Source organism: Parabacteroides merdae ATCC 43184 (assembly GCF_025151215.1).
Classification (GTDB): domain Bacteria; phylum Bacteroidota; class Bacteroidia; order Bacteroidales; family Tannerellaceae; genus Parabacteroides; species Parabacteroides merdae.
The window spans coordinates 4,186,492-4,211,890 of the sequence record NZ_CP102286.1 but is presented as its reverse complement, the minus strand read 5'-3'; the positions used below and the strand labels follow the sequence as shown (position 1 = coordinate 4,211,890).

The following is a 25,399-nucleotide window of genomic DNA, read 5'->3' as shown; positions in this document are numbered from 1 at the left end:
GATAATCAGAATGACGGGCAAACCATGTCCAATGTAAAAATGAAGTTTCAATCTAATATCATTTATTAAACTATCACAAAGATGAAGAAAAGAAAAATTTGTGTATCTCGTGTTTTAAAGATGACATCTCTGTTCTTCCTTTCCTGTGCCATGTGCGCACAAGCAGAAACGGTAAGTTCACAGAGCATACGCATCACTCTTAACAAAAACAATGTCCGGCTGGAAAACATCTTGAACGACATTGAAAGCCAGACTAATTTACTGTTCATTTACAACAAGAACGTAAATGTTAACCGAAAAGTCTCAGTAAATGCCCAAAATACTTCTTTACAGGAAGTATTGCAGAACCTGTTCGACAACAATGTATCCTTCAAAATCGAAGGTTCTTACATCGTTCTCTCACCAGCAGGAGCAACAGGCAGCCCACAACAAGCAAAACACACAGTGAAAGGTGTGGTTGAAGATGCATTAGGCCCTATCGCAGGTGCCAATGTGGTAGAAAAAGGAACAACAAACGGTACGATTACCGATATGGACGGTAATTTCACATTGAATGTAGCACCGAACGCAACGTTGGTCATTTCGTATATCGGCTACAAGGATCAGGAAATTGCGGTCAACAACAAGACAAATATCCAGATTAAATTAGTCGAGGACTCACAAGCATTGGATGAAGTAGTCGTTGTCGGTTACGGTGTCCAGAAACGTGCATCCGTAACAGGATCGGTTGCTTCACTTCAAGCCAAGGATATTGCAACTGTCAAGACTCCGAATGTCAGTAATGCGTTAGCAGGTAAGTTGCCAGGTTTACGTGCCGTACAAAGAAGCGGTGCTCCGGGTGACGACGATGCAAGCATTGATATTCGTGGTTTTGGTAATGCATTAGTTATCGTAGATGGTGTGGAACGAGATTTCAAACAAATCGATGCAAACGATATCGAATCGATCAGTATCTTGAAAGATGCTTCCGCCGCCGTTTACGGTTTTAAAGGTGCAAATGGTGTGATCCTTGTTACAACCAAAAAGGGGGAAATTGGGAAACCCAAGATCAACTATAACGGATATGTCGGTTTACAAAATATCACCCGTTATCCAGAATATTACAATGGATACGAGTATGCGACTTTGTATAATGAAGCTCAACAGAATATCGGAGTATCCGCGCCCTATTCGGCTGAAGATTTGGAACGTTTCAAACAAGGGATTGGAACAACTGATTGGTATGATGAGGTCATTCGAAAAACAGCTCCCACTACCTACCACAATTTAAGCGTATCGGGAGGTGCAGAAAAAGTGAAATACTTCTTCTCCCTTGGTTTCACCGATCAAGAAGGAATTTACAAGTCCAAAGCATTTAATTATAAAAAATATAACGTACGCTCCAATATCAGTGCCGAAATAGTCAAAGGTTTCACGGTAGATCTACAATTAAGCGGACGCTTGGATACACGAATGAAACCTTATGAAGCAGAACCGCTAAGTCGTAGTATTCAAATGGCTAAACCTATTTTCCCGATTTATGCCAACAACAATCCTGATTATTGGTCAAATCCTGGAGATAAAGGTAATCCCGTTCATCTATCCGATATCGACAATGTCGGTTATGACAGAAGAGATCGCCGTGAATTTAACGGATCAATCACTCTAAACTGGGAAGTACCTTGGGTAAAAGGTCTTTCTGCTAAAGCATTATTATCCTATGACTACAACAATAAATACAGTCGTAAATGGTATAAGGAATATTATGAGTATACATATGACGCCGTTAATGATGTTTATAACAAATCAGGCAGTCACACTATATCCGAATTGACAACACAATCTGACAATTATTTCAAACCTAACGGGCAGGTTTCTTTAAACTATAAAAATACATTCGGAAAGCATGACGTTGGGGTATTAGCCTTATGGGAATTTTACAATGATCGAACAGACTGGGTCAAAGCCTATCGTCAATTTACAGTTGGAGCCATTGATCAGATCGGTGCAGGAGACAAGACAAATATAAATAATGATGGTAAAGCATCCGTTTCTGCACATACAGGATTAGTCGGACGAATAAACTATGCTTTTGCCAGTAAATATTTGGCAGAATTCAGTTTCAGATATGACGGTTCCTACAAATTTGCACCAGGAAAACGTTGGGGCTTTTTCCCTGCAGGATCTTTAGGATGGAGAATCTCTGAAGAAGATTTTTTCAAAGAATCTTTACCGATGTTCGATAACTTCAAAATCAGGGGCTCTTATGGTAAAGTGGGAGATGAAGGTGATTTTGCCGCCTATCAATACTTAACTGGCTACACCTATCCTTCTGGTAATTATGTTCTTGGATCCGGAGGACTTACAAACGGAGCTAAAGATAAAGGAATGCCTAATACAAACCTAACTTGGTATGAATCAACAACAGCCAACGTAGGATTTGAAGCTTCTGTTTTATCCGGTTTGATAAACGTGGAATTTGATTACTTCATCCGAAAAAGAGACGGCTTGCTAGCTACTCGTATACTAACATTACCGACCACTTTCGGTCAATCTTTACCACAAGAGAATCTCAATTCTGATAAAACACAAGGATTTGAAATTGTGTTGGGACACCGTAAAACTATTGGAGACTTTACATACGATGTAAAAGCGAATTTTTCTACAACACGTAATTATAATCGCCATGTAGAACGCGCAGCTTCAGCCAATATGTACGACAATTGGAGAAATAACAGTAACGACCGTTATAAAGATATTCAATGGGGTAAAGTCTGCATCGGACAATTTCAAAGTTACGAAGAAATACTGAATTCACCAGTACAGGACAACAATGGAAATAAATCCCTAATGCCTGGCGACTTGAAATTCGAAGATTGGAATAATGATGGTATTATAGACGGTAAAGACGATCAACCTATCGGATTCGGCAATACACCTCGTATGTATTATGGCTTGAATCTTTACGGAGAGTACAAAGGCTTCGATTTGACTGTATTCTTCCAAGGTGCAGCCGGACATGAGGTTTTCACAACTGGTGACTTTATGGCTCCATTCATCCAGCAAGGTCTTGGAAATGGTATTACTCTGAACCTGGATCGTTGGCATCGAGAAGATCCTTCCGACATGAGTAGCGAATGGATTCCTGGGTATATGCCCGCTCTTCGTCCTACAGGCTTTTCAGCAAATGCCAGCAAAAATACATGGACCAGACAAAAAGCTAATTATTTACGTCTGAAAACTATCGAAATCGGATATACCTTCCCTAAAAAATGGATGCAAAGGGCCGGCATTGAAAACCTGCGTGTTTATGTAAACAGTTTCAATACTGCAACAATAACAAGCCGCACAGGTATCATGAAATATATGGACCCGGAAAATAGCGAAAGCATGTTCCGCTATTACCCGCAAATGAAAACATTTAATTTCGGTGTTAATCTAACATTCTAAAAAAAGAAATGATGAAGACAACAATCATAAAAAATATCGGATGCGGATTACTTTTGTTAGGTACGACAGCATGTGCCGACTACCTTGATAAAGAATCTTTCGACATCATCACTCCTGAACAGGTTTGGCAAGACCCTAAATTGATCAACGGTGTAATGGTTAATTTATATGACGGTCTGAACTTAGAAGATTTCAATTACTGGTATCGTGATGCATGGCGTTTACAAAACGCCTCTTCCATGTCTGACGAAGCGCAAGGTTCTTTCCAAAAAGATCCTCTTTTCGATAACGGAAATGCGACATACACATACGAAGACGCGTTGTTCGAACAGAAATTCTCCGATCGATACAAGAATATACGAAATTGCAACGACTTTATCTACCAATTACAGGAAGCAACGGCCTTATCGGATTCTGAAAAGAAACTGCTGTTAGCCGAATCCCGTTTCTTACGTGCCATGCACTATTTCACATTAGTTAAGCGATACGGAGGTGTACCTCTTATCGATGAACCGCAGCAGTATGATCCCAATAATTTGGAAGCTCTGATGGTTCCTCGCAACAAAGAAGTTGAAATTTATGATTTTATCGTAAAAGAATGCCAAGAAGCCGCACAAGATCTTCCCGAAACAAGAGAGGCAGAAGCCAAATACAGAGCAAATAGATATGTTGCATTATCTTTATGTTCACGAGCTGCTTTGTATGCCGGTTCCATTGCCCGCTACGGAACGGTCCAGCAAGAAGGACTTGTAGGTATCCCCGCTTCCGAAGCCGATCGCTTTTTCCAAACATCTTACGAGGCATCTAAAGCAATCATTACTTCTGGCAAATATGCCTTGTATAACAACAAGCCTGACAACAAAGCACAGAACTTTTGTGATATGTTCCTGAAAGGTAACGGTGATAACGGAGAATATATCTTCCAGAAGCAATATAACGTTGCAGGAGGCAAAGGTCACGACTGGGACAAACGTAACGCACCGTTCTCTTATCGTGCCGGTGGTTGGGGATGCGGTATCGCCCCGACACTTGAATTGGTGGAAGCATATGAATATGTAGACGGTTCCAAAGGAACTCTGAAGTTGGAAGAAAACGGCAAACCTCTTCGTTTCGATGATCCATACGAAGTATTTGCCAATAAAGACCCACGCTTGTTCGCATCCGTATATCTGCCCGGCTCTCCTTGCCAAAGCACAAAGATCGAATGGAAAAGAGGTGTCATCGAAAACGATAATAAGAGACATGTAGCAACCAGCCAGCCGGATGGTGGTAATACGGTTGAAATCAACGGAGTCACCTATAGTACATCTGGAAAAGATGGTGGATCCGATGCCGGAGATGCCTCCAAAACAGGCTTCTATCAGAAGAAATTCTGGGACGAAACATTGACCGATATGAATATGGGTAAGTCAGAAACTCCGTGGCCGGTTTTCCGTTTAGGAGAAATTTATCTAAATTTGGCGGAAGCTGCAATGGAGTTGAACAAATCATCCGAAGCTTTGGATGCAGTTAACAAGATCCGCGAACGTGCCGGAATTGCCTTATTGTCAAACATCAATATGGAAAAGATCCGCCACGAACGCAGAGTGGAACTGGCATTCGAAGGCCATCGCTTCTGGGACATGAAGCGTTGGAGAATTGCTCACTTGGATGTGACACAAGGCGGGCTGAATGGATTCAGAGGAACGGCTTTGTATCCTTGGTATGATATTCGTGATGGTAAATATGTATTTGAAAGAGGACGTAACACCCCTAAACAATTACGAATCTTCTTGGAAAAAAATTATTATACAAAAATCAACCAAGACGATATGAATTCAAATCCGAATCTCATTCAGAACCCGGGCTATACCAATTAATCATATAATTTAGAAATTTGATATGAAAAAGATAAGTTTATTACTGATGGCCGTTTGCTCATTATGCTTCACAAGTTGTTTGAGCGATATGGATAATTATGAATCCCCCAACGGAGGCATCAAAGGACAAATCTTAGATGCGGAAACGAATGAACCGATACCACTGCCTGTCCAAGGATCTACCGGTGTTATTATTAATATGTTCGAACAGAACACAGATGCAACACAATCGGTCGATTTCTATGCAAAGATGGATGGTTCATACGAAAACGCGAAGTTGTTCAACTGTGATTATAAAATTGTTGTAAACGGTCCGTTTGTTTCTCCTTGCGAAGAATTTGTAACCGTAAAAGGACAAACAACATTGGATCTGAAAGCAACTCCGTATGCAAGAATCAACGCTTCGGCCCAGGTTACGGGTAAAAAAATCACGATTACATACAAGGTGAATCCGACAAACAGCAATTTCAAGGTATCCGAAGTGTACGGCTACTGGAATTTTGCTCCGGGTGTTGATAATGGAAATGCCAACCAAGCAGGAAAGCAGACCGTTAAAGAGCAGGAAGGGACGATCGTTTTCGATCTGGAAAACGATAAAACCTATCAGGACAATCTGTACAAAATACAAGCAAATGGCAACAAAATATATGTACGTGTCGGTGCTAAAACAGAAGGCGCAGTCAACTACAGTACCATTATAGAAACGATTGTACAATAAATAACCTTTGGCACAGATATCCTTTTTGTTTGGATCTCTGTGCCTTTTTTATTCTTTAGAGCATGAAAAAAAGTATCTTACTCATCAGTCTGGCAGTTCTCCCCCTATTCGGGTATAGCCAAAATGTATTACCGGACTGGGCTTTAGGCGGCTTTGTCAGACCGGAAAAAGCCAATCCGATCATTACTCCCAATCCTTCCAATCAATTCGACTGTCCCATGCAGGACAAAAAAATAGGATGGGAAGAGAGCGATGTGTTCAATCCCGCAGCAACCGTAAAAGACGGTAAAATATATGTGCTTTACCGAGCTGAGGACAATTCTGCAACAGGAATCGGTAAACGTACTTCACGTATCGGATTAGCAGAATCCGAAGACGGTATCCACATGAAACGCAGGAAGACCCCCGTCATGTACCCGGACAAAGATAATATGAAGGAATACGAATGGGAAGGCGGTTGCGAAGACCCACGTGTGACAATGACGGAAGACGGTCTGTATGTCATGGCCTACACTTCCTGGAACCGGAAAGTAGCACGCCTCTGCATCGCCACCTCACATGACCTGGTCAAATGGGAAAAACATGGACCTGCTTTTGCTAAAGCCTACAACGGACGTTTCAAAGACATTTTCTGCAAATCCGGTTCCATGGTGACAACGATCAAAGACGGGAAACAAGTGCTGACGAAAATCGATGGAAAATACTTCATGTATTGGGGGGAACATGCGGTCTACGCAGCAACCTCCGACGATTTGGTCAACTGGACACCGATATTGGACGAAAAAAATGAACTGGCGACTGTCATCAAACCCCGTCCCCAATATTTCGACAGCGCCTTGACAGAGTGTGGTCCTCCCGCTATCCTGACAGACAAAGGTATCGTCTTGCTTTATAACGGCAAGAACCAGACAAACGACAGCAAGCGCGACAAGCGTTTCACAGCCGGAGCTTACTGTGCCGGACAGATTCTGACCGATCCGAAGGAACCGATGAAGGTTCTGCAACGTCTGGACGTTCCTTTCTTCCGTCCGATGGCTTCATTCGAAAAGAGCGGACAGTATGTCGACGGAACCGTCTTTATCGAAGGTTTGGTCTTTTTCAAAAACAAATGGTATCTCTATTACGGATGTGCAGATTCTCAGGTCAGCGTAGCTATTTACGATCCGGCCAAGAAAACTCCTGGCGATCAGATCCCGAATTAAAAGAATAATTTATGAAAAACATTTTTACAGGAATATTTTTACTTGTGTCTGCCTGCTTCATGCAAGCTCAGACACCCAATTATTACCGAAACCCGGATAAAATATATCTGGATTCGAAAGAAGGACATAACGGAAGTTTTACCTGGCAGATGCATAAGGCCGACGAGACGAAAGATCCGGCTGAAAAAATCTCACAACCAGGCTATCAGACCGGAAAATGGATGCCGGCAATCGTTCCGGGTACGGTCCTGAATTCCCTTGTCCACAACAAGATGTATCCGGAGCCTTATTATGGCATGAACAACAAGTTAGACCGGAATATCATCCCAGATCTTGCCAAAACAGGACGCGAGTTCTACACCTATTGGTTCCGCACGGAATTTGACGTACCGGAAAACTATAAAGACAAAATCGTCTGGCTTCAGGTAGACGGTATCAATTATCGTGCCGAAATATGGGTAAACGGTTATCTGCTTGGCAATATGTCCGGCATGTTCAAACCGGAGTATATCAATATCACCGACTTCGCCCGTATCGGTCAGAAGAATGCCTTGGCAATCAAGGTTTATCCGGTCGATATGCCGGGAACCATCAAACCGAAGCAGTGGGGAGCTGCCGGCGAGTTTCACAATGGTGGAGACGGTAACATCGGACTGAACACAACCATGCTGATGAGTGTCGGTTGGGATTTCACCTTCAACGACGGCATCCGCGACCGTAATACCGGCATCTGGAAAAACATCAGTCTCTATGCCACAGATAAAGCAGTTATCCGCCATCCGTTCATCAAATCCGAACTTTCAAAACCCAACTACGACCTGGCAAAAGAAACTGTCAGCGTAGAAGTGACAAACCCGACACAGCGTGGCATAAAATGCACGGTCAAAGGAGAAATCATCGGCGAAAACATCACGTTCAGCAAAGACCTGAACCTATTCAGAGGAGAAACAAAGGAAATTTGTTTTACTCCGGAAGAATTCCCACAACTGACAATCAAGAACCCACGTCTGTGGTGGCCGATCTTCAAAGGGAATCCGGAACTGTACGAACTGAAACTGACCGTAAGCATAGACGGTAAAGTGTCCGATGAGACAAAAACCCGTTTCGGTATCCGGGAAATCACATCCGACCAGAATACACCGGACAAATCCCGCCAATTCTATGTGAACGGCAAGAAACTTTTCATCCGGGGAACCAACTGGATTCCGGAAGGGATGCTCCGTACCTCCGACGAACGTACTTATGCAGAATTGCGCTATACAAAACAATCCGGTATCAACCTGATCCGCATGTGGGGCGGCGGCATTGCCGAATCGGACTATTTCTTCCAGCTATGCGACGAAATGGGACTCCTTGTCTGGCAGGAATTCTGGATGACCGGAGACACCAAACATCCGCAGGATAAAGATCTATACCTGAGCAACGTCGAGGCAACCGTAAAACGCCTGCGCAACCATCCTTCACTGGCCTACTATGTTTCGTCTAATGAAAGCACGGAAATGCCAGGAGCAAAAGACCTGATCATGAAACTGGACGGGACACGCGGTTACCAGATGCAGTCGGAATGTGACGGCATGCACGACGGCAGCCCTTACAAACAGGTAAACCCGATGCAGCACTACGAGAATACAGCATCCGAACGCGGTAGCCGTGTCGATGGCTTCAACCCGGAATATGGTTCGCCCACTATCCCGACAGTCGAAACACTCCGCGAAGTAATGGACGAGAAAGACCTCTGGCCGATCAATAAGGAGGTATGGGATTATCATGATGGCGGAGGATTCCATCTGATGTCGACCATGTACACGGACCTTACCAACCATTATGGCCCTTCCTCTTCCATCGAAGAGTTTGCCACCAAAGGTCAGGCGGTCGGTGCGATGAACTCAAAATCGATCTGGGAAGTCTGGAACTATAACAAATTCGGTTATGGAGACCGCTACGCATCAGGGTTATTGTTCTGGTATCACAACTGCCCAGTCAGTCAGGTTTGCGCCCGTATGTGGGACTACTCTTTGGAACCGACCGCCTCTTTATATCATACTCAGAACGCATTGGAACCGCTTCACGCACAGTTTGATTACTTGAAAAATACGGTTTCTGTTTATAATGACTACTACCAGGCATTCAAGGACTATAAAGTAACTGCCGAAGTGTACGACCTGAACAGCAAAAAGGTATGGGGCAAAAGCCAAAAGATCGATATCCCGGAAGACGGTGTCGTAAACGATATCTTCACAATCGATTTTCCCCAAAACATCACGCAGGTCCATTTCATAAAACTACGCCTGTTCGACACGAAAGGGAAAGAAGTCGCCAATACATTCTACTGGCGTTCCAACGACAAGTATGAAGGACGCAAGACCTTAACAGGCCCGACCTCATCCGGCTTCGAAGATCTGTCGAAATTGAAACAGGTGCAACTGAAGACTCGCTACCAAACTTATCAAGAAGGTGATCGGCATTTCATTAAAGCTGAAATAAAGAACCCTTCTTCAACCGTAGCATTCTTCACCCAGCTTCAATTGCTTGGTCAGGACAAAAAGCCGGTGCGCCCCAGTTTCTACACAGACAACTTCTTCTCGCTCTTACCGGGAGAAAGTAAAACCGTCATCATAGAAACAGCCGCAAGCGATATGCCATCCGAACCGACATTCGTTGTGAAAGGTTGGAATATCAAACCGAGTAGTTTCAAATTGTAATTCCATAACGGTAAATGCAGTATATGGTAGTATTTCTTGCCGATATCAGCAAGAAATACTACCTTTGTAGATATAATGTCACTATCAAACTTGCCGATAGATGGAAAACCAACACGATCGGAGTGACGGATGAAGCGATTAATGTAGACGACATCATCGAAACCACCAATCATTTCCGTGCCGTAGACTACATTATCCAAGAGAACGACGGCAAACTTACCGAAACGTACATCAAACAACTCCACTTTATTTTGAAATCCGGTACATCTGAAGAACGAAAAGAAATGTTCTACTACAACGGCTTACGGCACTGGCCGCACATCAAAGGATATCTGGCCGATACCTGCCTGACGGCACAGGATCATTTCAAGGTTTTGCTGGAGAAATTTCATATCAAATACGACCATAACTAAATTTGTTTCCGTACTTTTGCCGAAAATTTACAACTATGCCGACATTTTTCGTTGTCCTCATCAGTATTTATCTTGCGGGAAACATCTATATATTCAGGAGAGGGGCACAGGCTTTGGTAGCTCAGCCTTTCGGTGTTAAAGTTTTATTAGCCGTACTATTCTGGTGCGGTGCCTTGGCGTTTATCGGTAGTTTTTTAGCACGAAACACCAAATTGCCGGTTGTTTTGGCTCATACAGCCCACGAGATAGGGACCGGCTGGTTAGTTTTCACGCTTTATATGGTACTATGCCTAATCATATTCGATTTATTCCGACTTTTCAACTTTCCATGCAAATATGGTTTCTATATATCCTTATTTCTGACACTTAGCCTATTAAGCTATGGATACTATAACTACCAACATCCGAAAACAGAAGTTTTCAACATAGTTATCAACAAGCAGACGGTTCATAATGAACAGCCGTTGAAAGTCGTTTCCGTCAGCGACGTTCATTTAGGGTACGGGACAGACAAGAAAGAACTCAAACAATATGTCGAGATGATCAACGCGCAGAAACCGGATCTGATCCTGATAGGCGGCGACTTGATCGACAACAGCGTAGTTCCCCTTTATGAAGAAAAGATGATGGAGGAACTGGCTGAATTGAAAGCACCTTTGGGAATCTATATGGTTCCTGGAAATCATGAATACATCAGCGGCATACGGAAGAGTATGCAATTCATAAATGAAACGCCGATCCGCCTATTGAGAGACAATGTCGTAACATTGCCTGGCGGTATACAAATAATCGGACGGGACGACCGCAGCAATAAATCCCGGTTATCCCTGCAAGAACTGGTGAAAAACATTGATCCGGCAAAACCTGTTATCCTTTTGGATCATCAACCGTACAACTTGTCGGATACGGAAAATGCGGGCATCGACCTTCAGTTCAGCGGACATACGCATCGTGGACAGGTATGGCCGGTCAGTCTCATTACCGACCATCTGTTCGATCAAAGTTATGGTTACCGTAAGTGGGGAAACAGCCACATATACGTTTCCTCCGGACTATCGCTTTGGGGACCACCTTTCAGGATAGGTACCGACAGCGAGCTTGTCGTATTCAACATTACCTGTAAATAGTTTGCAGACATGAAAGTTTTCATTCAATCGATAGTAGCACAGATATTACTGAATCCTTACATCTTCTGGCGAGGGTATCAGGCAATTCCCCCCAAAAAGAGTTGGAGGATTCCTTATATCTTGTTTTTTATCCTTGAATTATCAATCTTCTTTTTCGGATTTACGTTCCGCAATGTATTGCCGGACTCTGTCATGATTGCCATCCAATATATCTGTAACACCTGGTATATCGCATCTATTTATATCACGCTATCCCTATTGGGTCTGGAAGTGCTCCGGCTTAGCAACCGTTTCTTCCATTGGTTTCCCGGCTGGATTACGAGCCACTGGAAACAAACGAAACTGGTCCTGTTCTTTTTAGTCATGGCAATCGTTACCGGCCTGATGTTTCATGCTTACCATGTCGTCGCCTATCCGGTTGTCAAAGATGTATATGTCACCCTACCCAAAGGAAGTAGCGACCGTGACAGCATGACGATTGTCATGATGAGCGACCTCCATATCGGAGAAATGATCGGTAAGGAACTGGTACAGCGATACGTGAAGATGAGCAACGCACAACATCCCGACCTGGTCGTCCTAGTAGGCGATATCATGGATTATGAATCACGCTTTGCCGAAAAAGCACATATCGAAGAGGATTTGAAACAACTGAAAGCCCCATTAGGCGTGTATGTGGTTTATGGCAACCATGAGTATCGCGCCAACCGCATAGCCAAATACCGTTGGCTGAAGAAAACAGGGGCGACGCTTCTGATCGATTCCGTTGCACGTCCGGACTCTTCATTCTATCTGATCGGACGGGACGACCATATCAACAAGAAAAGAAAGCCGTTACATGTACTCATGGCAGGCATAGACACAACCAAACCGATCATCGTATTGGATCATCAACCCTGGTCGTTCGCCGAAATGACAATGAACGGTGTGGATCTCGGACTCCACGGACATACCCATAACGGACAGCTATGGCCTTACCCCCTCGTAATGAAATTGATCTATGAATGTCCGTATGGCTACCATAAGAAAGGGCCGGTCCAGTTCTATGTATCTTCCGGCATCGGGATAGCCGGACCTCCCTACCGGGTCGGTACTGTATCAGAAATGATCGTGCTGCACATCCGGTTTGCCAATTAAGCAGGATGAAACATTGCCTCCATCATGGCGATATCCATCTTCACTTCCCCCAGCAACAGATATTGAGTTTGCTTTTGGACTACATTTTTATAGATTGCCAACGCTTTCTCCCGATCTCGCTCCTTATAAAGTGCCCAAGCACAGAGAAAACGCTGTTTTGAAGACATCAAAACACGGTATTGCCGGACGTAAAGTTCTATTTCTTTCGTGTATAACGTATCTGCCCATCGGTTATGCCCAGTCACCAGATCCAAATAGATGAGTTCGCAAACCACCTCTTTCGCCAAAAGCCCGATCATCTCCCCCTTGTGTCTTGCAATCTCTTCCAATGCAACATAGGCCTCTTCCATTTGCCCTAAATCCAGCAGTCGCCCTACTTGCAGCAAACGGATATTCAGTTGCATCGGTTCCCCGTAATCAATGTCATCCACCCAAGCAAACCACTCTTCCGGCATATCCTTTATCCGGATACCTTCTTGTATACAGGCATTGACGCGCAGCTGGACTATCATCGCCTTTTTACTCTTCGGGTACTTCCTCATCAAACGTACATTGGCCGCATCATTAGTAATTCCCCTCTTGAACGGGATGCCATTGAGCAATCCCAACGACACACCGGCAAAACACATCATAACCAGGAATTGTGCCAGCAGAGGAGAAGGATCTTCCACCACATACCAAACCACAAAAGCCAAAAGCGCTACCGACATATTGACAATAACGCCTCCCCAATGGTAAAGCGCAACAGGGATCTCTTCCAAAGGCTTGTCAGGCGGGAGCATCAGGCATTGTCCACCTGTCCCCGCGATGCCGAAACGCTTCAAACGGAATTTCCCTTCTTGGCGAATCAGCGTCCAATTGAAAATACGGAAAGAGACAAAACGATAGCCGGAGAGCAGCCCGAAAAGCAAATGGCCTCCTTCATGCAAAACAATTTGCAAAATAAAAGCGACCAACGTACAAACGATGCTCCCGGCAAATATCCCCACCACCTCAAGCGCCTCTATCTTGGCCAGCTTCTGCACCAGTTCATTCCATGTCATATCCGTAAACGACACGATACCGGCACACACCAAAACAATGCCGATCAAACATCCGATGCCCAAAAACACAAGCAACTTCAAAGCACTCTTCATGGCAAGTCTCTTACCTCGATTATAATGTAGCCGTTTTCTCTACCTTTCCCGGCGCTTCCAATGTCTGCTGGTATAATGCTGGATCACCCAACACTTCTAGCGCCTTATCCAAAACATCATCTTCCTTCAAGCTGTTTATCAACTCGCCTTTCTGGAAATAATAACGTTTCATAATCTCGGAAGTCAACAGTTTCTTAATCTGATCCTTGTTGCGGTCGAAATCCCGATCCAAGTCCGGAGTCAGTTTAGCTTCCAAAGAGTTGAAAATGGTAGAATCATTATCCATGTAACCTTCAAACTTAGCCACTTCTTTCAAGTTCTTCAACAGCTTTTCACTCTGCCGGTCATAGGTGAAGTTCTTTTCTTTAGCATATTGCTTGAAAGCCTCAAAATCTTCATCCGTCACCTCGAAGTCTTCGGGCGGAGCGATTTTCTTATGTTTCTGGGACCATTCGGCGACAAAGTCCGTCAAGAGAAAGTCTGTCACCAAATAGAACATCATAGTCGGTGTTTCCGGTTCTTCTATTTTAAAGTCAGGGGTAATACCGCCTCCATCCCGAACGGGACGTCCTTTGGAAGTATAGAATACAGACGTCAGGCTATCTGGAATAGCCCCGACGCTACCATCTGCTTTCCGGTGCGAATAGTCCATCTGCTGGATACAACGGCCGCTAGGGATATAATATTTGCTCATCGTCACTTTCACACTTCCATTATAAGGAAGTTCACGGGGAGACTGCACAAGTCCCTTTCCGAAAGAACGCTGTCCAATCAACACAGCACGGTCCATATCCTGTAAAGAGCCCGAAACGATCTCGGCAGCAGAAGCAGAGGCTCCATTAATAAGGACAGCCATCGGCATCACCGTGTCGAGAGGTTCGCCCGGTGTCCGGTAAGTGCGGTCCCACTGGCTGATCTTCCCTTTTGTCGAAACCACTTCTTTCCCCTTCGGGACGAACATACCGACTATTTGCGTAGCGCTTTCCAACAAACCGCCGCCATTGTTACGCAAGTCCAGAATCAGTGATTTTATATGATGGTTCTTTTTCAAGTCTTCAAACGCATTTTTTACTTCCTGCGCACTCTTATCTGTAAAACCCTTCAAATAGATATAGCCTACGCTATCACCACGCACACCATAATAAGTAACCTGATTTTCCAAAATCTGCCTACGCACCAGTTCCACTTCACGCGGTTTCTTGTCATACGGACTCTGTATCTTCAATACCATTTTCGTATTGGGGACACCTTTCAACAGGGCACTCACCTCATCCGAAGATTTGTCGGTCACATCCACCGTATCGATAGCCAGAATGCGGTCGCCCGCTTTCAATCCTGCCAAAGCAGCCGGCATCCCTTCAAACGGCTCAATAATATAGACACCGCCTTCTTTCCGTTCACGGATATAAGAACCGATACCGCCATATTCGCCGGTCGTCATGAATTTCAGTTTATCCATTTCCTGCTCCGGGTAGTATTCGGTATAAGGGTCCAAGCCGCCTAACATGGCATCGATACCCCGACGCACCGTTTTCTCGACGTCGACCGAATCCACATAAAACATTTCCACCTCTTTTACCAGAGCGTTAAAGATATCCAGGTTCTTACTGACCTCGAAACGATTGTCTTTCTGTGCCTGTCCGGGAATCACGCCTCCTAACAGAAGCAGCAAACTAAAAAGAACTATTATTTTCTCTCGTTGTTTATACATAGAATATTTAGTTAATTAACGACGTAAATGTATATAATAAACGCTTGTCAGGACAATATACTATTTACTTTTAACTTTATTTGTTCCCATTTATCATCCGGTATCTGCGCCCCGATAACATCAATTATGTAACCGGCCAAAAGCGATCCGATACGTGCCGACTGCTCCAAAGTCGCACCGACCGACTGTCCGTAAAGGAATCCGGCGGCAAAGTGGTCGCCGGCTCCCGTCGTGTCGACCGGTTTGCCGCCTTCCGCCGGAACAGCGATAACCTGTCCCTTGCTTCCCACCAGAGCGCCTTCTTTTCCTAAAGTGACTAAAGAAATCTCTACCTGTTCTGAAAGGACCTTGACCGCTTCGTGTGCTTTCAGCCCGGTAAAGGCTTCCGCTTCGCTTTCGTTGGAGAAAAGGATATCGACATATTCAGGGATAATATCGTCTAATAGCCCCCGGAAAGCATTCACGATATTGAAGTTAGATAGATCGAGGGCAACCTTCAATCCTAACTTTTTCGCTTTCTGCATAGTAGTGCGCACCAGTTCTTCGTTCACCAACAGATAGCCTTCGATATAAATACATTGGTAAGCGGAAAGCATCTCTTCCGTTATCTCATCCGGCGTGATCGTCGGGGCCGGTCCGAGGAAGGTTCCCATCGTACGCTCGCCATCGGGAGAAATCAGAACTGTGCAGCTACCGGAAATACCGTCTGTCTTGGCAAAATAGGGAGAGACATTCGCTTTTTTCAAAGCCTCTTCATAATACTCACCTACAGAATCGGATCCGATCTTACCTATAAATCCTGCTTTTGCTCCCAAAATAGCCATCGCACGCATGGTATTGCATACTGAACCTCCCGGTGCCTGACTGCGTTCAAGGCCTTCCTGCGATTTACGGATTTTAATCATCTGCTCCTGGTTGATCATATCCATTGCGCCTTTCTGTATGCCTACTTCCGCCAGTACATCATCGTTCTCAAGCTTCAGCAGAACGTCTACCAAAGCGTTTCCTAATCCAATCGTATTCATTTTTTCTATTTTTTTTCGCAAAGATATTGCATATTTCAAAAAGAACCTCTACTTTTGCAGTGCAAATTCAGAAAGGGATTAATAAGTCCCGAACTGAAAGAAATAAATTCTTCCTTAGCTCAGTTGGTTAGAGCATCTGACTGTTAATCAGAGGGTCCTTGGTTCAAGTCCAAGAGGAAGAGCAAAAAAAGGCATCGGGAAAGACTGAAAAAGACATATTCTTCCTTAGCTCAGTTGGTTAGAGCATCTGACTGTTAATCAGAGGGTCCTTGGTTCAAGTCCAAGAGGAAGAGCAAAAAAAGGCATCGGGAAAGACTGAAAAAGACATATTCTTCCTTAGCTCAGTTGGTTAGAGCATCTGACTGTTAATCAGAGGGTCCTTGGTTCAAGTCCAAGAGGAAGAGCGAAAGAGAGAGATACTTCACAAGAGTATCTCTTTTTTTATGCATGATTGGGACGATAACCTGATCGAATAATTGCCTAGCAGGTTATAGTCTTTTTACGTGTAATTATATTACCTTTGCATTATGGGAAAGAATAAATTAGCAAAGTTTGACGACATGGCGAGCTATCCCCATGTGTTCCAATATCCGTTTGCAACCCTTCAAGAGAAAGGATTTGAGCTAAAGGGGCACTGGCACGAACAGTTCTTTAAGAACGACAATCCGATCGTGCTTGAATTAGGCTGCGGAAAAGGAGAATATACGGTAGGTTTGGGAAAGTTATTTCCCAACAAAAATTTTATAGGAGTCGATATCAAGGGAGCCCGTATGTGGACAGGGGCGAAAGAATCGCTTGAGGCAGGTATGACGAACGTTGCCTTCCTCAGGACCAGTATCGAACTGATCGCCCATTTCTTTGCTGCCGGAGAGGTGGCCGAGATCTGGCTCACCTTCCCTGACCCGCAGATGAAGAAAGCGAACAAACGCCTTACCTCCACTCGCTTCATGAAGATGTACCGCGAGATACTGGCGGGAGATGGCATCATACATCTGAAAACAGACAGCAACTTCATGTACACCTACACCTGCGAGATGGTAAAAGCAAATCGCTATCCCGTACTGTTCAGCAACGACGATTTGTATCATTCGGGGCTGACAGACAACATTCTTTCTATCAAGACCTATTATGAACAGCAGTGGTTGGACCGCGGGTTAACCATCAAATACATCAAGTTTGTCTGTGAAGAACGGGATGAACTGGTAGAACCGGAAGTGGAAATCGAATACGATCCGTATCGCAGTTTCAACCGGAGCAAACGGAGTGCGTTGGCTTCCGGCAAATAATTCATAAATCATAAATTATAAATCATACAACATGACACTCTATCCAAAGCTAATCATGGACGCACTGGCAAAGGTGCGTTACCCCGGCACAGGAAAAGACCTTGTGACAATGGGTATGGTAGAAGATAATATCCGGATCGACGGTAACAAAGTAAGCTTCTCGCTCCTTTTCGAAAAACCGAACGATCCGTTTATCAAATCGGTGGTAAAAGCTGCCGAGACGGCTATCCTTACTTACGTAGGAGAAGAAGTGGACATCAAGGGTAATATCACGGTTGACGCCAAGCAGGCGGCCCGTCCTGAACCAGACAAGCTGCTGCCGGAGGTAAAAAATATCATCGCCGTATCTTCCGGCAAGGGTGGCGTAGGCAAAAGTACAGTAGCGGCCAACTTGGCGGTAGCGCTGGCTTTGCAGGGTCACAAGGTCGGTTTACTGGATGCCGATATCTTCGGTCCTTCGCAGCCTAAGATGTTCAATGTAGAAGAAGCCCGTCCCTATATGGTGGAGGTGGGAGGCCGCGAACTGATCGAACCGGCTGCCAACTACGGCGTGAAGCTACTGTCCATCGGTTTTTTTATCAATAAGGAAGACGCCGTCCTTTGGCGCGGCGCAATGGCAAGCAATGCCTTGAAACAGTTGATCGGCGACGCCAACTGGGGCGATCTGGACTATTTCCTGATCGACCTGCCACCGGGAACAAGCGATATCCACCTGACGATGGTACAGACATTGGCCATCACCGGCGCCATCGTTGTCAGCACACCGCAAGAAGTGGCGTTGGCAGATGCCCGCAAAGGGATCAGTATGTTTACAGGTGAGAAGATCAACGTACCAGTATTGGGACTGGTCGAGAACATGTCTTGGTTCACGCCTGCCGAGCTGCCAGAAAACAAATACTACCTGTTCGGCAAAGAAGGAGGCAAACGTCTGGCGGAAGAACTGAATATCCCGTTGCTAGGACAAATCCCCATCGTACAAAGCATTTGCGAAGGTGGAGACAGCGGAAAGCCAGTCGCCCTCAATCCGGACAGCATCACTGGCCAGGCATTCCAGAAGTTAGCCGAAAATGTCGTGAAACAGATCGATTACCGTAACGAACATTTGGATCCGACAAAGAGGGTTGTTGTTACCAAGAAGTAATAAGAGAGTGAGTAGGATGTGTCAAAAAGAAAGAGAAATCAATTCCTTGCCGGGGGATTAATCCCCCGGCAAAAGAGAGAGATAAATTTTGACACATCACCAAGAAATTGGACACAATCCTATCTTCTTATTATAAAGTATACCGTCTTAGGAAAGCGACCGTCCGATGTATTTCGGGATACATGATGATGTCTTCGCCAATGAAGGGAACCTCTTTGCGATAGGCTTTCAGGAATTTCTCCAAGATAGGGGAAGTACGCGCCGGACGGCGGAACTCGATACCTTGTGCCGCATTCATCAGCTCAATCGCCAGGATATGATCCAAGTTGTCCATTATCTTAAAGAGCTTCGTCGCTGCATTGGCCCCCATACTCACATGGTCTTCCTGCCCGTTGCTGGACACGATCGAGTCGCTGCTGGCGGCATAACAGTACATCTTGTTCTGGCTTACCATGCTGGCTGCCGCATATTGCGGGATCATAAAGCCGGAATTCAGTCCGGGGTTGGCAACCAGAAATTCAGGCAAGCCCCGAAGTCCCATGATCAACTGCGCGACACGGCGTTCGGAAATATTTCCCAACTCAGCCAACGCAATCGCAAGGAAATCGTAGGAGATCGCCAACGGCTGGCCGTGGAAATTACCTCCGGAGATGATCTTGTCCTCGTCGGGAAAGATCGTCGGGTTGTCCGTCACGGAATTGATCTCGGTAAGCAATACGCCGGAGACATACCGGATCGCATCTTTCGTCGCCCCGTGTACCTGCGGGATGCAGCGGAACGAATACGGGTCCTGCACATGCTCCTTCTTCCGGCTGATCAGTTCGCTGCCCTCCAGAATGCGGCGGAAAGCATCGCCCGTCTCGATCTGTCCGGGATGCGGACGCATCTGCTGGATGCAATCCATAAAAGGATCGATCCGCCCGTCGAAGGCTTCGAGCGACAAGGCCGCAATCAGATCCGCCCGCTTCGACACGGCAAAAGCACGCATCAGGGCAAACACGCCGTTGGCACTCATAAACTGCGTACCGTTCAGCAACGCCAATCCCTCTTTACTCATCAGGCGCACCGGCTTCCAGGCAAACTCGTCCAGGACACTGATAGCCTCCCTCTTCTTCCCTTTATAATACACATCTCCCACTCCGATAAGCGGAAGGAAAAGATTCGCCAACGGAGCCAGGTCGCCCGACGCCCCAAGCGAACCCCGGTCATAGACGATCGGGAGCACGTCATTATTAAAGAAATCAAGGATACGCTGCACCGTTATCACCTGCACGCCGCTATGCCCCAGCGACAAAGCATGCGCCTTCAACAGCATCATCAGGCGGACAATCACCGGGCTCACCTCATCCCCCACGCTACAGGCATGGCTTTTCACCAGATTCTCCTGCAAGGTGCTGAGTTCATCCGGCGAGATATTCTTATTACACAAGGAACCAAAGCCTGTCGTGATGCCGTAAAGCGGCTCGCTCTGTGTCTCGATCTTCCGGTCCAGATAATCGCGGCAACGCTGGATACGTTCCTTCACTTCCGGGGTCAGTTCCAACTTCATATTTCCGGTCAATATCTCTTCGATACGTTCGAACGTCAGCGGTTCCGCCCCCACATAATGTACATTTCCCATAACTTTCAATTTTCAACTTTCAATTGCTCCTGCGTCCAATCCAGCAACTTCTTCTCTATCCGGATCGCTTCGGATTCGAGGAAATCCGCTTTCTCCGACATCCGTTTGACAAACGCTTCATCCTTGATAGATGTAAGATTGATACGGACATTCAGCAAAGCCCCTAACACACAGGTACGGGCCGTCATCATCGCCACACAGGCATCGGTCACGGCATTCCGGTTCCCTTTATGCGCCACATATATAATAGTCTCCATCACCGAGGCAATCTCTTCGGCCACTTCCATCGGGACCATAGCCGCCTGTTTCGTCGCATCCTGGATCACCCGGCTGCGCTCGGCTTTTTCCTCCTCCGTTTCCTTCGGGAGTTTAAAGGCGGCAAACACACGGTCGTACGCTTCGCTATCGCGGTCTATATCCCGGATCAGCCGTTCACGAATGATGGCTGCCTCCGTCGCGATTGTCCGCATCTGGCCTTCCACATCGGCATATTTCTTCTTACCGATCGTCAGGTTTGCCACCATCTCGGTAAGTGCCGTCGCAATAGCCCCGTTCAGAGCCGAGATACTTCCGCCCCCCGGAACAGGCGCGCTACCCGCCGTTTCGGCAAGAAATCCTTTGATTGTCAAATCTACAAGCATTGTGTCTATTATTTAAGATTAAACATTTTATCTTCATCCCGTCAAACGATATAAAGCACGCCGTCTTTGATAACCGTGTCCACGATATTCATTCCTATATGATAAGGAAGGAACTTATAAGAAGGGAATTTCAACAAGACCAAGTCCGCCTTCTTTCCGACATCGATGCTACCGACCTTCTTTTCCCGCCCTAACGCTGCCGCTCCGTTGATCGTAAGGGCGGTCAGGGCTTCTTCGGGAGTAAGTTTCATCTGGATGCAGGCCAGGGCGAACAACAACGGGATCGAACTGGAGAAGCAACTACCGGGGTTCAGGTCGGAAGCCAGTGCCACGGCGCAACCGGCATCTATCATCCGGCGTCCCGGAGCATAAGGTTCATTTAGCGAGAAAGCGGTAAGCGGAAGCAAAGTCGCGATCGTCCCCGAACGTGCCAGGCGTTTGATGCCGGTATCGGAGATATGCAACAGATGGTCGGCACTCACGGCTTTCAGGCGGGCTGCCAATTCGGCTCCTCCGAAAGAAACGATCTCATCGGCATGAAGTTTCAGTTTGAAACGCTGGCTGCGGGCTGCTTTCAACAAACGTTCGCTTTGTTCGACCGAGAAAACGCCTTGTTCGCAAAAGACATCGCAGAAGGTTACCGAATGTTCTGCACGCACATGGGGCAACACTCCTTCTATTATGTAATCGACATATGCGTCCGTACGCCCGGCAAACTCCGGCGGGACAGCATGTGCACCGAGGAAAGTAGAGACCACATCCAACGGGTGTTCGTCGTTCAACTCCTTCATGACACGAAGCTGGATCAGCTCGGTCGCCAAGTCAAGACCGTAACCACTCTTTCCTTCGACAGTAGTCACGCCCATATCCATCATAGCGTCGAGACGGTCGTATGCATCGCCGTACAGGTCATCATAGCTGGCGTTCCGGGTCGCATTCATCGTATTGACGATCCCGCCTCCCCTTTCCATGATCGACATATAGCTGTCTCCTTTCATCCGCCAAGAGAACTCCTCCTCGCGGTAACCACCGAAGACGAAGTGCGTATGGCTATCCACAAACCCTGGCAGAAGCGCACGTCCGGAAGCGTCTACTTCCAGATAATCTCCGACATCCACTTGCCGGAGGACCTCTTCAGTCGGTCCCACATGCGTGATAATACCATCCGATACAGCAACCGCCCCGTCCTCGATTATCCCGACATCGGACATAGCCTTCCCCTTCTTCGCTTCAAAACCAGAACAAGTCACCACCTGCGACGCATTCCGTATCAATATCTTTTCGTCTTCCATCGTCTATCCCATTATCCTGGTTTCCAATACCTGATCTATTGAAAAGTCTTCCAGTCCCAAATAGTAAGAAGCCGTATCAATCAACGCCTCCATCGGAACCAACCCAATAATCTCGCTTCCGACGACTGGGACACCATAGCGACGTGCCTCAATGCGTACCAGCTCGAAAGCGCGATAAAGGGCGGTGCGGGTATAATCGGTCATATTGATCGAAACCTGCACGATGCCGCGTTCTTTCAGTTCCACTCCCATCGCCTTGCAGTAGCGGAGCCCGCCACCTATGAAGCGGATCTTTTTGGCGATACTGCTCGCGATCTCCAGGTTTGCCGTGCCCAAATTGACGTTATAAGCCACCAGCGGCATACGGGCGCCGATCGCCACTGTCCCTGCCGATGGATGCCGTTCGGCAGGCCCGAAGTCAGGTTTCCATTCCGGCTGCTTGATCTTTGCTTCCATACCCTCAAACTCACCTTTGCGGATCGCCGCCAAGTTCTCTCGGTGTGGAGCCGAAGCCGACTTCTCATACAGGAAAACCGGTACTCGATAGAGAGCGGCCACCTTCTCGCCCACTTCTTTGGAGAGCGCAATCGCCTCATCCATCGTACACCCTCTGATCGGGATAAAAGGAACGACATCGACCGCTCCCATCCGCGGATGCTGCCCGGAGTGTTTCGTGAGGTCTATCAGTTCCACCGCCTGTCCGATGGCTTCGAGCAAAGCGTCCTTCAAAGCTTCCGGTTCACCGACTACCGTTACGACCAGTCGGTTATGATCTTCGTCATTACTGTAATCCAACAGCTTTACACCGGCTTTGGCACGAAATTTATCTACTATCTTTTCTATTTTCTCTAAATCCCTTCCCTCACTGAAATTGGGGACACATTCCATTATCTTATTCCATGTACTCATACTTTGCGTTTTAAAGAGGTACGTATACTATTTTGAATTAAATCTTCTTTCGGAATAAAAGGCAGCGTGATATGATACCAGTCGCCATAGTTTTCGTTAAAGGCGGCACTGGTAGACATGGCATTCGGATTCCTGGCCCAGGAACGGCGTGCCACTCCTCCCATCACATCCCAGAGCATGGCGGAACGAAGGATTTCGTCCACCCGTTCGCTTCCATCCAGCACCATACCGAAACCACCGTTTACCGCTTTCCCGATACCGACTCCGCCGCCATTATGAAGGGCAACAAGGCTCATACCCCGTGCCGCATTTCCGGCAAAACACTGGACAGCCATATCGGCCATGACGTTACTTCCGTCATAAATATTGGACGTTTCGCGGAAAGGCGAATCCGTCCCACTCACATCATGATGGTCACGTCCAAGCATGATCGGCCCGACTTCTCCGTCCCGCACCATGCGGTTGAAGCGGAGCGCGATATTCAATCTTCCTTCCGCATCCTGGTAGAGAATGCGCGCCTCGGTACCGACAACAAGCCGGTTTGTCTCGGCATCGCGAATCCAGTTGTAGTTATCCCTGTCCTGCCCGCGCCGGTTCGGATCGATGCAATCCATAGCTGCTTGGTCGGTCTTTACCAGATCTTCATGTTTCCCACTCAGGCATACCCAGCGGAAAGGCCCGTAACCATAATCGAACAGTTCCGGCCCCATAATGTCCTCGACATAGGAAGGCCAGATGAAACCGTCTTTCTCATCTATTCCGTTCCGGGAAATTTCCTTTACACCGGCATCGTAGATGGCTTTCATAAACGAGTTTCCATAGTCGAAAAAGTAAGTGCCGCAAGCCACAAGCTTCTTGATTACCTCGAAATGACGGTGCAGAGATTGATCGACCAACGAGCAGAACCGGTCCATATCGTGAGAAAGAAGTTCCGTACGCTCGGCAAAGGAGATGCCGACAGGACAGTAACCACCTTCATAGACGGCATGACAGGAAGTTTGGTCACTCAGCAGATCGATCCGGATCGCCTGCGCCTCGGCAAACTCCAACAAGTCTACTATATTGCCATGATAAGCGATCGAAATCGGTTCCCTTACCTGCATAGCCTCCTGCGCCATACGGAATGCTTCTGCTTTATCTTCAGTCACATGCTGAACCCAACCTTGCGAATGGCGGGTCTGGATGCGGGAACTGTCCACTTCTGCAATGATACTGGCAGCACCGGCTATAACGGCCGCTTTCGGTTGTGCCCCACTCATTCCTCCGAGACCGGAGGAGACAAAGAGATGCCCGCGCAAATCCTGATCCTGCGGAATGCCTAATTTCTTCCGCCCGGCATTCAATAAGGTATTGAACGTCCCGTGCACAATCCCCTGCGGACCGATATACATCCAGCCGCCGGCGGTCATCTGTCCGTAATTAGCGACACCCATCTGGGCGGCTATATGCCAGTCTTTCTGATTGTCGAACAGGCCGACCATCATGGAATTGGTAATAATCACACGGGGTGCATCCGGCTTGGAACGGAACAGTCCCAACGGATGTCCGGACTCGATCACGAGTGTCTGCTCGCTCGTCAGTATTTCGAGATATTGCTTGATCAGGCGATACTGCATCCAGTTCTGGCAAACCTGCCCGGTTTCGCCATACGTGACCAGTTCGTATGGATAGAGAGCGATATCGAAACTGAGATTGTTGTCGATCATCACCTGGAAAGCCTTTCCCTCCAGACATTGCCCTTTATATTGGTCGACAGGCTTGGCTTTCAAGTCTCCTTCCGGCCGATAACGGTATCCGTAAATGCGGCCGCGAGTCATCAACTCTTCCATAAACTCCGGAGCCAGCACTTCATGCAACTCTTCGGGAATGTAACGGAGCGCATTCTTCAAGGCCGTTTCTGTTTGTGCAGGCGTAAGTGAATAGCCGCGATCAGGAGCGCGGCGGATACCGGGAACAAAAGATGGGTAAACCGGCAATTGGTTACTTAGGCGTACTTCCATAACATGATATTTTAAGGTGTTTTCTTACAATCTGTAAGTAAATAGCAGAA

The 25,399-nt window shown here is 46.6% G+C and carries 18 protein-coding genes and 3 tRNA genes; 13 read left to right on the top strand and 8 right to left on the bottom strand.

Going from position 1 to position 25,399, the window contains the following annotated elements; translation table 11 throughout:
- Positions 1-81 precede the first annotated feature (81 nt).
- The 8 genes from NQ542_RS17055 to NQ542_RS17020 all read left to right on the top strand — a co-directional run bounded on the left by NQ542_RS17055 (position 82) and on the right by NQ542_RS17020 (position 12,587).
- The gene (locus NQ542_RS17055) at positions 82-3,429 is read left to right on the top strand and encodes a TonB-dependent receptor (protein WP_005637416.1); all 3,348 of its coding nucleotides are present in this window, start codon (positions 82-84) and stop codon (positions 3,427-3,429) included.
- An 8-nt stretch (positions 3,430-3,437) separates the two neighbouring features.
- On the top strand, positions 3,438-5,288 hold the full coding sequence (locus NQ542_RS17050) for a RagB/SusD family nutrient uptake outer membrane protein (RefSeq protein ID WP_005637418.1): 1,851 nt from the start codon (positions 3,438-3,440) through the stop codon (positions 5,286-5,288).
- Positions 5,289-5,310: 22 nt separating this feature from the next.
- The gene (locus NQ542_RS17045; protein WP_224204268.1) at positions 5,311-6,006 is read left to right on the top strand and encodes a DUF3823 domain-containing protein; all 696 of its coding nucleotides are present in this window, start codon (positions 5,311-5,313) and stop codon (positions 6,004-6,006) included.
- Between the two features lie 62 nt (positions 6,007-6,068).
- Positions 6,069-7,208: a glycoside hydrolase family 130 protein gene (locus NQ542_RS17040; RefSeq protein WP_005637422.1), complete on the top strand. Its 1,140-nt coding sequence runs from the start codon at positions 6,069-6,071 to the stop codon at positions 7,206-7,208.
- 11 nt (positions 7,209-7,219) lie between these two features.
- The gene (locus NQ542_RS17035; protein ID WP_005650523.1) at positions 7,220-9,910 is read left to right on the top strand and encodes a glycoside hydrolase family 2 protein; all 2,691 of its coding nucleotides are present in this window, start codon (positions 7,220-7,222) and stop codon (positions 9,908-9,910) included.
- A gap of 23 nt (positions 9,911-9,933) precedes the next feature.
- A complete protein-coding gene (locus NQ542_RS17030; RefSeq protein WP_005650525.1) occupies positions 9,934-10,323 on the top strand; it encodes a hypothetical protein in 390 nt (129 codons plus the stop codon).
- A gap of 35 nt (positions 10,324-10,358) precedes the next feature.
- Positions 10,359-11,450: a metallophosphoesterase gene (locus tag NQ542_RS17025; RefSeq protein WP_005637428.1), complete on the top strand. Its 1,092-nt coding sequence runs from the start codon at positions 10,359-10,361 to the stop codon at positions 11,448-11,450.
- Positions 11,451-11,459: 9 nt separating this feature from the next.
- Positions 11,460-12,587 carry a metallophosphoesterase gene (locus tag NQ542_RS17020; protein ID WP_005637430.1) on the top strand — a complete coding sequence of 376 codons (1,128 nt, stop codon included), beginning with the start codon at positions 11,460-11,462 and terminating at the stop codon, positions 12,585-12,587.
- Here NQ542_RS17020 and NQ542_RS17015 read toward each other — a convergent pair.
- From NQ542_RS17015 to NQ542_RS17005, 3 genes are read right to left on the bottom strand one after another with little or no spacing between them, the layout of a single operon-like run.
- Positions 12,584-13,723: a zinc metalloprotease gene (locus tag NQ542_RS17015; RefSeq protein ID WP_005637431.1), complete on the bottom strand. Its 1,140-nt coding sequence runs from the start codon at positions 13,721-13,723 to the stop codon at positions 12,584-12,586. The genes NQ542_RS17020 and NQ542_RS17015 overlap by 4 nt on opposite strands.
- Before the next feature lie 19 nt (positions 13,724-13,742).
- Entirely contained in the window at positions 13,743-15,434 is a 1,692-nt protein-coding gene (locus NQ542_RS17010; protein WP_005637433.1) for a S41 family peptidase, read from the bottom strand.
- Between the two features lie 47 nt (positions 15,435-15,481).
- Entirely contained in the window at positions 15,482-16,459 is a 978-nt protein-coding gene (locus NQ542_RS17005) for an adenosine kinase (RefSeq protein ID WP_005637436.1), read from the bottom strand.
- A gap of 108 nt (positions 16,460-16,567) precedes the next feature.
- Here NQ542_RS17005 and NQ542_RS17000 point away from each other — a divergent pair.
- From NQ542_RS17000 to NQ542_RS16980, 5 genes are all read left to right on the top strand, one after another.
- Positions 16,568-16,641, top strand: a tRNA-Asn gene (locus NQ542_RS17000).
- A 37-nt stretch (positions 16,642-16,678) separates the two neighbouring features.
- Positions 16,679-16,752: transfer RNA gene (locus tag NQ542_RS16995), tRNA-Asn, on the top strand.
- 37 nt (positions 16,753-16,789) lie between these two features.
- A tRNA-Asn gene (locus NQ542_RS16990) sits at positions 16,790-16,863 on the top strand.
- Positions 16,864-16,986: 123 nt separating this feature from the next.
- Complete coding sequence (trmB, locus tag NQ542_RS16985) at positions 16,987-17,745, top strand: tRNA (guanosine(46)-N7)-methyltransferase TrmB (protein ID WP_005637438.1); 759 nt, start codon at positions 16,987-16,989, stop codon at positions 17,743-17,745.
- A 31-nt stretch (positions 17,746-17,776) separates the two neighbouring features.
- Positions 17,777-18,886 carry an Mrp/NBP35 family ATP-binding protein gene (locus NQ542_RS16980; protein ID WP_005637441.1) on the top strand — a complete coding sequence of 370 codons (1,110 nt, stop codon included), beginning with the start codon at positions 17,777-17,779 and terminating at the stop codon, positions 18,884-18,886.
- Positions 18,887-19,016: 130 nt separating this feature from the next.
- Here NQ542_RS16980 and hutH read toward each other — a convergent pair whose 3' ends face one another.
- Genes hutH through NQ542_RS16955 form a run of 5 tightly spaced genes read right to left on the bottom strand, consistent with a single transcriptional unit; the run spans position 19,017 to position 25,349 of the window.
- Positions 19,017-20,507: a histidine ammonia-lyase gene (gene hutH / locus NQ542_RS16975; protein WP_005637447.1), complete on the bottom strand. Its 1,491-nt coding sequence runs from the start codon at positions 20,505-20,507 to the stop codon at positions 19,017-19,019.
- A 5-nt stretch (positions 20,508-20,512) separates the two neighbouring features.
- Positions 20,513-21,148 carry a cyclodeaminase/cyclohydrolase family protein gene (locus NQ542_RS16970; RefSeq protein ID WP_005637450.1) on the bottom strand — a complete coding sequence of 212 codons (636 nt, stop codon included), beginning with the start codon at positions 21,146-21,148 and terminating at the stop codon, positions 20,513-20,515.
- A 41-nt stretch (positions 21,149-21,189) separates the two neighbouring features.
- Complete coding sequence (gene hutI, locus NQ542_RS16965; protein WP_005637454.1) at positions 21,190-22,440, bottom strand: imidazolonepropionase; 1,251 nt, start codon at positions 22,438-22,440, stop codon at positions 21,190-21,192.
- Positions 22,441-22,443: 3 nt separating this feature from the next.
- Complete coding sequence (ftcD, locus tag NQ542_RS16960) at positions 22,444-23,349, bottom strand: glutamate formimidoyltransferase (RefSeq protein ID WP_005637457.1); 906 nt, start codon at positions 23,347-23,349, stop codon at positions 22,444-22,446.
- The gene (locus NQ542_RS16955; protein WP_005637460.1) at positions 23,346-25,349 is read right to left on the bottom strand and encodes a urocanate hydratase; all 2,004 of its coding nucleotides are present in this window, start codon (positions 25,347-25,349) and stop codon (positions 23,346-23,348) included. The genes ftcD and NQ542_RS16955 overlap by 4 nt, the downstream gene beginning before the upstream one ends.
- Between the last annotated feature and the right edge of the window lie 50 nt (positions 25,350-25,399).